General features: G+C 71.2%; 9 protein-coding genes and 1 pseudogene. 5 read left to right on the plus strand and 5 right to left on the minus strand.

Translation table 11 applies throughout. From position 1 onward, the window contains the following. Positions 1 to 26 precede the first annotated feature (26 nt). The 5 genes from WJM95_RS12265 to WJM95_RS12285 form a co-directional block, all read right to left on the minus strand. Complete coding sequence (locus WJM95_RS12265; RefSeq protein ID WP_339129633.1) at positions 27 to 1,337, minus strand: acyltransferase; 1,311 nt, start codon at positions 1,335 to 1,337, stop codon at positions 27 to 29. Beyond that, a complete protein-coding gene (locus WJM95_RS12270) occupies positions 1,334 to 3,469 on the minus strand; it encodes a glycosyltransferase (protein ID WP_339135503.1) in 2,136 nt (711 codons plus the stop codon). The genes WJM95_RS12265 and WJM95_RS12270 overlap by 4 nt, the downstream gene beginning before the upstream one ends. Positions 3,470 to 3,570: 101 nt before the next feature. After that, positions 3,571 to 3,732 (minus strand): hypothetical protein, encoded by a 162-nt coding sequence (locus WJM95_RS12275; protein WP_339129634.1) that lies wholly within the window; start codon positions 3,730 to 3,732, stop codon positions 3,571 to 3,573. Next, positions 3,725 to 4,687 (minus strand): hypothetical protein, encoded by a 963-nt coding sequence (locus tag WJM95_RS12280; protein WP_339129635.1) that lies wholly within the window; start codon positions 4,685 to 4,687, stop codon positions 3,725 to 3,727. Before WJM95_RS12280 ends, WJM95_RS12275 begins: the two co-directional genes overlap by 8 nt. A gap of 429 nt (positions 4,688 to 5,116) precedes the next feature. Continuing rightward, positions 5,117 to 6,109 (minus strand): LysR family transcriptional regulator, encoded by a 993-nt coding sequence (locus WJM95_RS12285; protein ID WP_339129636.1) that lies wholly within the window; start codon positions 6,107 to 6,109, stop codon positions 5,117 to 5,119. Positions 6,110 to 6,192: 83 nt separating this feature from the next. On the opposite strand from WJM95_RS12285, the pseudogene WJM95_RS12290 reads away from it, so the two are divergent. From WJM95_RS12290 to yicI, 5 genes and pseudogenes are all read left to right on the plus strand, one after another. Further along, positions 6,193 to 7,377 (plus strand): annotated as a pseudogene (locus WJM95_RS12290) (MFS transporter); the annotation flags it as partial. An 856-nt stretch (positions 7,378 to 8,233) separates the two neighbouring features. After that, positions 8,234 to 9,529: an extracellular solute-binding protein gene (locus tag WJM95_RS12295; protein WP_339129637.1), complete on the plus strand. Its 1,296-nt coding sequence runs from the start codon at positions 8,234 to 8,236 to the stop codon at positions 9,527 to 9,529. Continuing rightward, positions 9,526 to 10,491 (plus strand): sugar ABC transporter permease, encoded by a 966-nt coding sequence (locus WJM95_RS12300; protein ID WP_339129638.1) that lies wholly within the window; start codon positions 9,526 to 9,528, stop codon positions 10,489 to 10,491. Before WJM95_RS12295 ends, WJM95_RS12300 begins: the two co-directional genes overlap by 4 nt. Then, positions 10,488 to 11,309 carry a carbohydrate ABC transporter permease gene (locus WJM95_RS12305; protein ID WP_339129640.1) on the plus strand — a complete coding sequence of 274 codons (822 nt, stop codon included), beginning with the start codon at positions 10,488 to 10,490 and terminating at the stop codon, positions 11,307 to 11,309. The genes WJM95_RS12300 and WJM95_RS12305 overlap by 4 nt, the downstream gene beginning before the upstream one ends. Positions 11,310 to 11,320: 11 nt before the next feature. After that, entirely contained in the window at positions 11,321 to 13,573 is a 2,253-nt protein-coding gene (gene yicI / locus WJM95_RS12310; RefSeq protein WP_339129641.1) for an alpha-xylosidase, read from the plus strand. Positions 13,574 to 13,575: the final 2 nt, after the last annotated feature.

A 13,575-nucleotide genomic window follows, 5' to 3' on the forward strand; every position in this document is an offset into this window, starting at 1 on the left:
TTGAAACCCCCGATCGAGTGACGGCGTCAGATGAACGGCTGGCGCCGCACCCGGGCCCCGCGGCGCCGCTCCGCCGGACGTCCCTCGGATCCGCGGCTCTTGGAGCCGTTCGGCCACAGGCGTGGGCTGCGTCCGGCCGCGATGTCCTCGATCCAGCCGAACGCCAGGATGGTCAGGCCGATCAGCGGCCACACCAGGACGAACATCCACAGCGTGTACGTGGCGTCGAGGGCCGCCGTCGCCGCGTCGCTCCCCATGAAGGGAAGGTTGTACAGCTGGTCGAGGATCGGGACCGTGGCCATGATGAGCATGTTGTGCCACAGATAGATCGTGACCGCGCGGTTGTTGGACAGCGTCACCAGCTTGTCCCACCGGGCGAGGCGGCCCGGCAGCTCCTGCCACGACGGGCTGTACTGGAGCAGGATCACCACGAATCCGAAGGACCACATCGCGTCGGCAAGCGGGATGTCGTTCAGGTCCCAGCCGTCGGGGCCCAGATGCCCCGAGGCCCACCACAGGCCGAAGGCCATCATCAGGGCCGAGCACGAGATGGCGAGGTAACGCGGGACCTTGGCGAGCATCCCCTCGTGATGGGCGAAGCCGAGGATCCAGCAGCCGCCGTAGACGGCGAAGTCGGTGACCGCGTTGCCGGTCTCGCCGGGGATGGTGACCAGCCCGGTGCCGACCACCGCCGTCACGGCGAGGGGCGCCAGCACGGTCGCCCACGGAGCACGGCGGAACGCCCACAGCATGAACGGGGACGCGACCACGAACCACAGGTACGCGCGCAGGTACCAGAGCACGCCCGCCCCCTGGACGGCCCAGGTGTCCTCCAGCAGGCCCGACGGGGAGCCGAGATGCCAGGGGAACGGAGGGGCGCCGACCGGGACGACGTAGTTGAGGAGGTCGACCAGGCCCCAGGTGCCGCCGAGGTCGGGGTCCTTCACGGGGTTCCAGCCGGCGAGGAACATCATGGCGAGCGCCACCGCGCCGAACGCCCAGAACGGCGGCAGCAGACGCCGCAGGCGCCCCCGGACCACGCTGAGCGACGGCCGGCTCAGTGAGCGCGCCATCAGGGAGCCCGCCAGCGCGAACATCACGCCCATGGAGGGGAAGACGACCGTCAGCCAGCCCCAGCCGAACAGGTGGTACACGACCACACGGACCAGCGCCATGGAGCGGAGCAGGTCCAGATAGCGGTCACGGCCCGGGCGGCGCGGGGCCGGCTTCCCTTCCTGGCCCGCCTCCGCCTCCGTCTCCGCCCGCGGGTACGGGACCGCAGGTCCGGGGGTCCCCAGGGGCGGAGTCGCCCCCGCCGGGTACTCGTGCGTGGTCATCCGACCGGCCTCCGTTCGTTCCCGGTGTGCGACACCCGCGGCTGCTGCGGGACCGATCCCGGCGCCGCCCCCACGACACCCGTGCGCCGCAGCTTCTGCCAGCGCAGCCGGCCGCCGGTCAGGGCGGTGATCCAGGACTGGAGCAGGACGACGTACATCAACTGCCGGTAGAGGACCTGCTGGAGGGGGAGCGAGATCAGATGGGACATGCGTTCCTTGTCCAGGCGGAAGGCGTACGCCGCGCAGACCGCCTGGATGGTGAGGACGCCGGCCCAGGCGAGGATCGTCCTCCCGGTCGGGCCGAAGACGACTCCGTACACGAGGAAGATGTCGATCAGGGGCGCGAGGAGCGGGGCCAGGACCATGAACAGGGACACCAGGGGCAGGCCGACCCGGCCGAAGCGGCCCGACGGGCCCCGTTCGACCAGCGCGCGGCGGTGCTTCCAGATCGCCTGCATGGTGCCGTACGACCAGCGGTAGCGCTGGGACCAGAGCTGCTGGACGGACTCCGGGGCCTCGGTCCAGGCCCGCGCCCGCTCGGCGTAGACGACGCGCCAGCCGTCGCGGTGGAGGGCCATCGTGACGTCGGTGTCCTCGGCGAGCGTGTCGTCGCTCATGCCGCCGACGCGCTCCAGGGCCGAGCGGCGGAAGGCGCCGACCGCGCCCGGGATGGTCGGCATGCAGCGCAGGATGTCGTACATGCGGCGGTCCAGGTTGAAGCCCATCACGTACTCGATGTGCTGCCAGGCGCCGATCAGCGAGTCCCGGTTGCCGACCTTGGCGTTGCCCGCGACCGCGCCGACCTCGGGGTCGGCGAAGGGCTGGACGAGTTCGCGTACGGTCGCCGGTTCGAAGACGGTGTCGCCGTCCATCATCACGACGATGTCGCAACCGGCGTTCGCCAGGCCCCGGTTGAGGGCCGCGGGCTTTCCGGCGTTGGCCTGGCGCACGACGCGTACGTTCGGCAGGTCGAGGTCCTCGACGATGCGGGCGGTGCCGTCGCTCGACCCGTCGTCGATGACGATGATCTCCAGAGGGTGCTCGCTCGCCGCGAGGGAGTTCACGGTGTTCGCGATGCACTTGGCCTCGTTGTAGGCCGGGACCAGCACCGACACCGTTTCGGTGACCGGGGCCCGGCCCCAGCGGAAGTCCCTGCGGCGGACCCGACGGGCGTGCAGCGCGGAGAGCAGGAGCATCATCCCGAAGCGGGCGAAGACCAGCACACCGATGACGGCGACCCCGACGACCAGGACGTCGGTGACCCGCTCCGACGCCTGGACGAGGAAGATCCAGGCCCGTCCCTTCCACAGGTCGAGGCCGGTCACCGGGGTGTTGGCGCTCGGCGCGTCGAGCGCCTCGGTGAGGTTCTCGAACGCGTAGCCTTGCCGCTGGAGTCGGGGAATGAACTCGGCCAGCGCCTGCACGGTCTGGTGGCGGTCGCCGCCCGAGTCGTGCATCAGGACGACTGCGCCCTTGCCGCCCTTGGGCGCGGCCCGGCGGATGATCTCCTCGACGCCCGGCTTCTGCCAGTCCTCGCTGTCGGTGTTGTTGACGACGGTGATGTAGCCGCGGGTTCCGACGTACTGCGTGACCGGCCAGGACTTGTCGTCCATGGCGTCGGCGAAGGAGGAGTACGGGGGACGGAAGAGGGAGCTGCGAATGCCCGCCGCCCCCTCCAACGCCAGCTGGCTCTGCGACAGTTCCCAGTCGATACGGCTCTTGGACTGGTACGACAGGTCGGGGTGGCTGAAGGTGTGCAGGCCGACCTCGTGGCCCTCCTTCACCATCCGTTCGACGAGATCCGGGTAGCGCGAGGCCATGGCTCCGGTGACGAAGAAGACGGCGTGGGCGTGGTTCGCCTTCAGGACGTCCAGGACCTTGGGGGTCCAGGTCGGGTCCGGTCCGTCGTCGAAGGTGAGGACGAGACGGTGGTCCGGGACGCCGAGGCTGGTCGCGCGGCCGCTGCGGGTGTCGATGACCGGGCCGCCGTCGAGGATCTTCTCCGGCACCTTGTCCGTGCCCGCCTCGGGCCGGACGCGGTGGTCGGCGAGGATCTCGGTGTGCACGTAGCCGCGCAGCATGAGCATCGCGACCATCGCGACCAGGACGAGGAGGGGCAGCAGGAGGCGCATGGGCAGGCGGCGGCGCCGGGCGTCCCGGCCCCGCCGCGCGGTGGCTGCGGGGCGGGTTCCCGGCGTGACGGGCGACGGCCCGTGGCGGCTGGTGCGGGACATCAGAAACGGTTCTCCGGGAGCGAGAGGGAGCGTGCGTACGGGGAACCGAGGGATCCGGGCCCCGTCGTGAACGGGCCGCGCACGAACTGCGCCGCCGCTCCGGGCGCGGTGGCGGAGTCCTGGTCCTGCCAGGCGTCCGCGCGCCGGCGGAGGTCACCCATTCGGTGCGGCCCCCGCCCCGGGGGCGCCCGTGGCGCCCGTGCTCTCCGTGGGGGCGGGCGAGCCGGGAGAGGTCGTCGTGGCGGAGGCCGAGGGCTGGCCGTCCGGGGAGGTGGACGGCTTGGGCCCGGGGCCCGGGGCCTTGGTGCTGACACCGGGTTTCGGCTTCTTCGTCGCCGGCGTGCTGGGCTCGGGGGTGCCGGACGCGCCCGCGGCCGAGGCGCTCGCCGAGGCGCCCGCCTTCGCGGACCTGGTGGGCGAGGGTGTCGTTCCGTCGGCGGCCCTGGCCGTGCTGCCGGGTGCGGGTACCGCGCCCTTGCCGGCCGGGTTCACCGACTGCGTGGGCAGGGTCGAGGTCTCGACCTGCCCGGCGGGCGTGTCCTCCTCCTGGCCCGGTACCGGCAGCCAGGGCGCGTTCGAGTTGCCCGACAGGAGCGTGGCGACGATCACGACGGCGTAGACCGCGCAGGCCGCGGCGACGAGCATGCCGAGGCGGCGGAAGCGGCGGCTGCGGCGGCCGGACGCGTCGACGAAGACCGGGCGGTCCGCGATCTCGGCGGCCGTGGAGAGGTCGTGGCCCGGCGGATCGGGCCGGTCCTCGGGCCCGGAGTCCACGCCGTCGAGCCGGATGACGACCTCGTGCGGGTCGCCGTCGTCCGCCGTCTCGCCCCGGTTCCTCCGGGAGGAGGACAGCCGAAGGGTGCGGTCCGGCGCCTCGCCTTCGAGCAGATCGGTCGCCGACCCGCCGCCGCCCAGGGGCGATCCGCCCCCGAGGGGCGGTCCGTCGCCGGAGGCCGACCCGCGCCCGGAGGCCGGTGCGCCGCGGAGGAAGGGCCGTGTCGAGGACGTACGGGTGAAGGGCCACGGACTGGCCGTCGCCCTGCCTCCGGAGGACGGCCGCGCCCCCGGCTCACCCCCGGACGCCGGACCCCTCTCGGGCCGACGGCCGCTGGACACTCCCGTCTCCGCCACGCGACCGACGAGCAGCTCGGTCTCCGGCTCCGGGATTCGCTCGGGACGTCCGCCGTTTGCTCGCTCGGCGCGTTCCCCACGCTCAGGACTGATGCCAACTCCCATTTCCGGCCATGAAAATCGCTCTGCCGGGCGTCCGCCGGGCGCACGACGCCCCGACTTGTCGCCCCGGTGACGGGTCGGCCCGAAAGCTGTCCGACTGATCGTTTTTCCACTCAGCCGGTTGGGCGTCTTTCCGCCAGTTACCTGCGCGCACGTGCATCCCCTCACGGGACGGTTCACGACGGCGCGACGACTCCGGGCAAATGCTGCCGATACCGCCTGGACCGGGCCCCCGCCCGTCCCAAACGCCCCCAATATCACATCGCGCCCGGACGCAGAATGTAGCGCACATGGGGACGCGTGCGTTACGACTTATGCACGGGGAGTGAAGACGAGGGCGTCCGTGGCTGGAATCCACCCTTCCCGGGGACTCAGTAGCCACTCTTCTTCGCTCGCGAGTTCGGCCGCGGCCCGTATGAGCGCATCCACCCCGGGATGGACAAGTCCCTTGCGCCACACCAGTGACACCGGCGACAGGGGAACGGGGTCGATCAGCGGCCTCGACACCGAACCGGGCATGGCCGGAAACTCCACCACCGCGAGCACCGGATTCCGCCGCTTCGCCATGATCCGCCGGAACTCCTCGGCTCCGACCGCCACCGGCGCGGGTGACGCGAGTCTGATGCCCCGTCCCTCGAACAGGTGACGTGCCAGGTCGGTCCACTCCAGGGTCCGCGGGTTCCCCGCCCCCGCGTACACGGTCTCGCCGGCGAGCGCGGCCAGCGGAACCGCGTCCAGGGCGGCGAGGTGATGGTCCTCCGGCAGGACGACGGCCATCGGTTCGTAGCGCACGAGCCGCTGCTCAAGACGGGCCCGGACGGCGGGGTCGAGTCCCGCGAACCGGCCGAACGACACGTCGAGCCGGCCGGCCAGGATGTCCGCCGCCGCACCCGTGAGCCCGCTCTCGTAACGGGCCATCAGTTCGCTGCCGGGGGCGAGGGAGCGGGCCCGGTCGAGGACGCGGCTGGAGACCAGACCGGCGGTGTTGACGTCGACGAGCAGCGGCCTCTCCTCGCCGCCGGGCCGGTCGAAGGCGTCGAGGAGCGCGTCGTGGGCCTCCAGCACCCGGCGCGCGTACGGCAGCAGCCGCTCGGCGTCCACCGTCGGCGTCACCTGCCGGGTCGTCCGTACGAACAGCTCCGCCCCGAGTTCGCGCTCGAGCCGCCGGATGTCACGGCTCAGGGACTGCTGGGCGACATACAGGCGGGCGGCGGCCCGGGTGAAGTGCAGTTCCTCGGCGACCGCGAGGAATGCGCGCAGCAGACGGAGGTCCAGGTGACCGGGAAAGGGGCGTTGACCAGGCATCGGGTGAACCTACAACGCGGATGCGTGAATCGCGACGGAGTAGGTGTTGGACCGCTCGCGGGACGGCGGGCGACGGTTCACCCATGTCACCGTTCACCCCGTACCGCCGTCTGTTCGCGCTGCCCGGCACGCGTGCCTTCACCCTCGGCAACCTCGTCGCCCGGCTGCCCATGGGCATGTTCAGCGTGAGCGCGGTCATCATGATCGCCGGCGCCCGGGGCTCGTACGCGCTCGCCGGCGCCGTCACCGCGACGGGTCTGGCCGCGACGGCCGTGGTCGCCCCCTGGACCGCGCGGCTCGTCGACCGGTACGGGCAGGCCCGGGTGGCCGTGCCCGCCACGGCCTTCGCGCTGCTCGGCGGGACCGGGCTGGTGGCGTGCGTGCGCTTCGGCGCGCCCGACTGGGCCCTGTTCGCCGCGTACGCCGCCACCGCCACGACCCCCAACACCGGCGGGATGTCCCGTGCGCGCTGGGCCCATCTCCTGCGGGGGGACGCGGCGGCGCTGCACACCGCGAACTCCTTCGAGCAGGCCGTGGACGAGCTGTGCTTCATGCTGGGCCCGGTCCTGGCGGCCTTCCTCTGCGGGGCGCTCTCCCCGGAGGCGGGGATGCTCGTGGGGTGCGCGCTGCTGATGACGGGGGTGCTGCTCTTCACCGCCCAGCGTTCGACGCAGCCGCCGCCCCGGCCGGCCACGGTCTCCGGGTCGCCCGTGCTCGCGCCCGGAATGCCTCCGCTGCTCCTCTCCTTCCTCGCCACCGGCGCGGTGTTCGGGGCGATGGAGGTGGCGACGATCGCGTTCGCGGACGAGCGGGGGCACAAGTCCGCCGCGGGCGTGGTGCTCGCCCTCCAGGCGGCCGGGTCGTGCGTGGCGGGTCTGGTGTTCGGCGCGATGCGGCGGGGTGCGCCGTTCGACGCCGACACCGACGCGCGCGCCGCGCGGCGGTACGCGGTGTGCGTCGGCGCCATGGCGGTTCTGCTGACGCTGCCCCTGCTCGCCGTCCGGCTCACCGGATCGCTCACGGTTCTCGCGGGGGCGCTGCTCGTGGCCGGCATGGCGACCGCTCCGACGATGGTCACCGGTATGACGCTGGTCCAGCGGCGGACGCCCGAGGGCCGGCTGAACGAGGGCATGACGCTCGCGGTGACCGGCCTGCTGGGCGGGATAGCCGGGGGCTCGGCGGCGGGCGGATGGATGGTGGAGCACCTGTCGCCGGCCGCCGGTTACGCGGTCCCGGTCGCGGCGGCGACGACCGCACTGGCCGTCGCCACCCTGGGCGCGAGGCAGGCGACGAGCACCGGGAGGGGCGCAGCCGCGAGCACAGGCGCAGAGATGGGGACGGGGACTGGCACGGGCGCAGCCGCAGGCACAGACGCAGGGATGGGGACGGGGACTGGCACGGGTGCAGCCGCAGGCACAGGCGCAGGGATGGGGACGGGGACTGGCACAGTCACAGGCATAGGCCCAGCCACGGGCGCAGCCGCAAGCGCAGGCACGGGCACGGTCGTGGCCTCAGGCACGGTCGAAGCCGCAGGCGCGGGCGCAGCCGCGAGCACAGGCACGGCCGCAGGCACGAGCACGAGCACGGCCGCAGGCACGAGCACGAGCACGGCCGCAGGCACGAGCACGAGCACGGGCACGGCCGCAGGCACGAGCACGAGCACGGGCACGGCCGCAGGCACGAGCACGAGCACGGGCACGGCCGCAGGCACGAGCACGAGCACGGGCACGGCCGCAGGCACGAGCACGAGCACGGCCGCAGGCACGGGCACGGGCGCAGGCACGGGCACGAGCACGGGCGCAGCCTCAAGCGCAGGCACGAGCACGGCCGCAGGCGCAGCCGCAAGCACCAGCACGGACGCGGGGACTTCCGGGCTTCGGGAACGGCAGGTCGAACCCGTCCGGTGAGCTCCCCTTGGGTCCCTTGGTCCCCTTGGTCCGCCCGTGCACACGCTCCGCCGTCCGGCCTGTCGAACCCCGTCCACCATTCCGGTCCAACCCATTGACCTGTCCGCGGCGCCCGCCTACCTTCCCCCGTCGAAGCGCTTCGACGTCCCGCATCGAATCGATTCGACGAGCGATGCGGGACGGCCCGATTCCCATCCAACTCCTCTGGAGGCAGTGGATGTCGACGACACGAAGGCGCCGGGCGGCGCTGGTGGCGGTGACCTTGACAGGTGCCCTGCTGGCGACGGCCTGCGGCGCCTCGGACAGTGGCTCCTCCGACGGCAAGACCCTGAAACTGTGGCACTACGAAGGGCCGGACAGCGCGATGGGGGTGGCCTGGAACGAGGCCATCAAGGAATTCGAAGCGCAACACCCGGGCGTGAAGGTGAAGTTCGAGGAGAAGGGCTTCGAGCAGATCCAGAAGACCGCGCCCATGGTCCTCAACTCGAACGACGCCCCCGACCTCATGGAGTACAACAAGGGCAACGCGACCGCGGGTCTGCTGTCCAAGCAGGGCCTGTTGACCGACCTCACGGCCGAGGCCACCAAGCGCGGCTGGGACAAGAAGCTCAGCGCCGGCGTGAGGACCACCAGCCAGTACGACGCCAACGGGGTCATGGGCTCCGGCAAGTGGTACGGCGTGCCCAACTACGCCGAGTACACGATGGTCTTCTACAACAAGGACCTGTTCAAGAAGTACGGGATCGCGCAGCCGACCACGTACGGCGAACTGACCGCCGCGATGGACGAGTTCGTCGCGAAGGGCATCACCCCGCTCGCCAACTCCGGCGCGGAGTACATGGCCCAGCAGTACCTCTACCAGCTCGCCCTCTCCAAGGCCGACCGCACCTGGGTGGACACGTACGAGCTGTACAAGGGCAGGACGGACTTCCACGACGCGGCCTGGACCTACGCGGCGAACACCTTCGCCGACTGGGTGAGGAAGGGCTACATCGCCAAGACGTCCAGCGGCACCAAGGCCGAGGACGCGGGCGTCTCCTGGATCCGGGGCAAGTCGCCGATCCTCTTCTCCGGCAGCTGGTGGTACGGCCGCTTCGAGTCCGAGGCGAAGTTCGACTGGGACTCCGGCCTGTTCCCGGGCTCGAACCTCACCCTGGGCTCCGGCGGCAACCTGTGGGTGGTCCCCAAGGGCGCCAAGAACAAGGAACTGGCCTACGACTTCATCGACATCACCATGTCGAAGAAGATCCAGAACCTGCTGGGCAACAAGGGCGGTGTCCCGGTGGCCGCGGACACCTCCGCGATCACCGACGCCAGGACCAAGACCCTGATAGCCGACTACAACACCCTCTCGGGGCGTGACGGGCTCGCCTTCTACCCGGACTGGCCGGTGGCGGGCTTCTACGACACCCTCGTCTCCGAGACGCAGAAGCTGATCACCGGCAGCGAGAAGCCCGGCGCCTACCTGGACGACCTCCAGAAGGCGTACGACAAGGGCGTACCGCAGCGATGACGGTGACCGCCGAACGCGGCGGGCGGGTGACCGGCCTGAAGGCCCGGGCCGGTCACCCGAGGCGCCCGCACAGCTCCTACGCGCTGTTCCTGCTGCCCGGCGTGATCGCCTTCACGGCCGTCGTCGTCGTGCCGTTCCTGATGAACACCGGGATCAGCCTCACCGACTGGCAGGGGGTCGGGTCCCCTTCGTGGGCCGGGCTCGCCAACTACCGCGCGCTGATCGACGACAGCGAGTTCTGGGCGTCGTTCCGGCACAGCCTGTCCATGGTGCTGGCGATGGCGGTCGTCCCGACGGCCGTCGGACTCGTCCTGGCCGCCGCCCTGTTCGACTTCGTCGCCAAGCACTTCGGGACGAGGACGGCGGCCGTGCTCCGGGCCTGCTACTACCTCCCCCAGGTGCTGCCGATCGCCGTCGCCGGGATCGTGTGGAGCTGGATCCTCGCCCCCGAGAACGGTTCGCTCAACACCCTGCTGAAGTCCGTCGGCCTCGGCTCCTGGCAGCAGGACTGGCTGGGCGACCCCGATCTCGCGCTCTACAGCGTCATGGGCGTGATGGTGTGGGTGCAGCTCGGCTTCCCGCTCGTCGTCTTCATGGCGGGACTGCAACGCGTGGACCCGCAGCTGTACGAGGCCGCCGAACTGGACGGCGCGGGCTGGTGGCGGCGGTTCTGGCACATCACGCTGCCGCAGATCCGCCCGGAGATCTCGGTCGTCCTCCTGTGGTGCACGATCGCCGCGCTGAAGGTCTTCGGGGCGGTCTACGTCCTGACGAAGGGCGGCCCGGGCGGCGCCACCGACGTGCCGTCGTACTTCTCCTTCACGACCTTCTTCGAGAAGACCCAGGTCGGCTACGGCGCCGCGATCTCCACCGTCCTGACCGTGATCGTCCTGGCGCTGGCGCTGGTCGGGCTGAGGTTCCAGACCCGCGCCGAGGACGCCGAGGAAGGGGTCCGTACATGACCGCCCTCCGCCGTTACCCGGTGCTGGCGGCCCTCGTCGTCGGCGCCCTGTTCATGGTGCTGCCGTTCGGCGTCGTCGCCCTCAACGCGGTGAAGTCGCCGGCCGAGTACGCGGCGCACGGCCCCCTCAGCCTTCCCCACGGCCTCTATCTCCACGGCATCGCGGACTTCTGGCGGCGCGTCGACTTCGGGCGGAAGCTCCTCAACTCGGTGCTGATCTCCGGCTCGGTGGCGGTCGGGGCCGCGGTGCTGTCCGTCCTGAACGCCTACGCGATCGGCATCGGCCGGATCAGGGGCCGCACCTGGGTGCTCGCGTTCTTCGTCCTCGCCAACACCCTGCCGCAGGAGGCGCTGGTCTACCCGCTCTACTACCTGAGCAAGGAGGCAGGCCTCTACGACACCAGGCTCAGCGTGATCATCGTGTTCACGGTGATCCAGGCGGCGTTCGGCACCTATCTCCTCTCCTCCGTCCTGGCCCGGTTCCCGCGCGAGATCATCGAGGCCGCGCGGATCGACGGGGCGAACCGGTGGCAGGTGCTGTGGCGGATCGTGGTCCCGGTCAGCCGTCCCACCATCGGTGTGCTGCTCGTCTTCTTCTTCATCTGGACGTGGAACGAGTTCCTGCTGCCGCTGGTCATGCTGATCTCCAACGACAACCAGACGGTGTCGGTGGCCCTCGGCGTCCTCCAGGGGCAGCGCCTGATGGACGCCACGATGACGAACGCGGCCGCCCTCCTCGGCGTGCTGCCCGCCGTCGTCTTCTTCCTGCTCTTCCAGCGGACCCTGACCCGCGGCATCGCCGCCGGCGCAGTCAAGTAGGGGGTACGAGAGTGAAGTTCACGGACGGCTACTGGCTGCTGCGCGAGGGTGTCAGCGCGGCCCATCCGGTCGAGGTGCTCGACGTGACCTCGGGGCCCGGCGGTCTGGAGATCCACGCGCCGACCCAGCCCATCAGGCACCGCGGCGATCTGCTGAAGGGTCCGGTCGTGACGATCGGCGCCCACGCGCCGATGCCGGGCGTCATCGGCGTCACGTTCACCCATTTCCAGGGCGAGGAGCAGCGCGGGCCCCGGTTCGGGCTGCGCGGGGGCGAGTTCACCCCGGACACGGAGTACGACGAGCATCACGCGACCCTGACCTCGGGCGCCCTGTCCGTCCGGATCTCCCGCACCGCCCCGTGGCACGTCGACTTCCTCGCGCACGGCCGCGTCCTCACCAGCAGCGGCCCCAAGGGCATGGGCATCATGCGGGACGCGAGCGGCGCCCACTATCTGCGCGAGCAGCTGGACCTCGGGGTGGGCACCCGGGTCTTCGGCCTCGGCGAGCGGTTCGGGCCGCTCGTCAAGAACGGCCAGGTGGTGGACATGTGGAACGCGGACGGCGGTACCGCAACCGAACAGGCCTACAAGAACGTGCCGTTCTATCTGACGGACGCGGGCTACGGCGTGTTCGTCGACCACCCCGGCCGGGTCTCCTTCGAGGTCGGCTCGGAGGCGGTGTCCCGGGTCCAGTTCAGCGCCGAGACACAGGAGCTGACGTACTACGTCATCCACGGGCCGACCCCGAAGGACATCCTGCGCAAGTACACCGCGCTCACCGGGCGTCCGGCCCTGCCGCCCGCCTGGTCCTTCGGCCTGTGGCTGTCGACGTCCTTCACCACCTCCTACGACGAGGACACCGTCACCTCCTTCATCGACGGCATGCGGGAGCGTGAACTGCCGCTGTCCGTCTTCCACTTCGACTGCTTCTGGATGCGCGAGTTCAACTGGTGCGACTTCCGGTGGGACCCCCGGGTGTTCCCCGATCCGGAGGGGATGCTGAGCCGGCTGAAGGACAAGGGGCTGCGGATCAGCGTCTGGATCAACCCGTACATCGCGCAGCGCTCACCGCTGTTCGCCGAGGGCCGGGCGCTCGGGCATCTGCTGCGGCGGCCCGACGGCGGCGTGTGGCAGTGGGACCTGTGGCAGCCGGGGATGGCCCTGGTCGACTTCACCAGCCCCGCCGCCCGGGACTGGTACGCCTCCAAGCTGGAGGCCCTGCTCGATCAGGGCGTCGACTGCTTCAAGACCGACTTCGGCGAGCGGGTCCCGGTGGACGTGGCCTACGCCGACGGCGCCGACCCGGAGCGGATGCACAACTACTACACGTACCTCTACAACCGGACCGTGTTCGACGTGCTGCGCAAACACCGGGGAGAGGACGAGGCCGTCGTCTTCGCCCGTTCCGCGACCGTGGGCAGCCAGCGGTTCCCGGTGCACTGGGGCGGCGACTGCGAGGCGACGTACGCGTCGATGGCGGAGTCGCTGCGCGGCGGGCTCAGCCTCGGCATGTCGGGGTTCGGGTTCTGGAGCCACGACATCGGCGGCTTCGAGGGGACGCCGACGCCCGCGCTGTTCAAGCGGTGGATCGCGTTCGGGCTGCTGTCCTCGCACAGCCGGCTGCACGGCTCGTCCTCGTACCGCGTGCCCTGGCTGTTCGACGAGGAGGCCGTGGACGTCCTGCGGCTGTTCACCCGGCTCAAGCTCGGCCTGATGCCGTATCTGTACGAGGCCGCCCGCACCGCCCACGCGGAGGGGGTGCCGATGATGCGGGCGATGGTCCTTGAGTTCCCTGACGATCCGGGGTGCGCGCATCTGGAACGGCAGTACATGCTCGGCCCCGACCTGCTGGTCGCGCCCGTCTTCAGCGACGAGGGGGACGTCTCGTACTACGTGCCCGAGGGCGTCTGGACCCCCTATCTCGGCGGGGAGCCGGTCACCGGACCGCGCTGGGTGCGCGAGCGCCACGGCTTTCTGAGCGTGCCCCTGCTGGTGCGGCCCGGCGCGGTGATCCCGGTCGGCGCGGTGGACGACCGCCCCGACTACGACCACGCGGACGGGGTCACCCTGCGCGCGTACGGCCTGGAGCGGGGCGCCCGGGTGACGGTGCCGGTCGGACCGGTGACCTTCACCGTCGTGCGCGAGGGGAACACCCTGCGCGCGTCCTGCTCCGATCCGTCGGCGCCCTGGGGGCTGGCCGCGGGCGGGCGCGAGGTGCGGGCCGGCGCCGGGACGGGTTTCCTCTCCCTCGATCTGGAGTCGTGACG

Origin of the sequence: Streptomyces sp. f51, assembly GCF_037940415.1 — a bacterium.
Classification (GTDB): domain Bacteria; phylum Actinomycetota; class Actinomycetes; order Streptomycetales; family Streptomycetaceae; genus Streptomyces.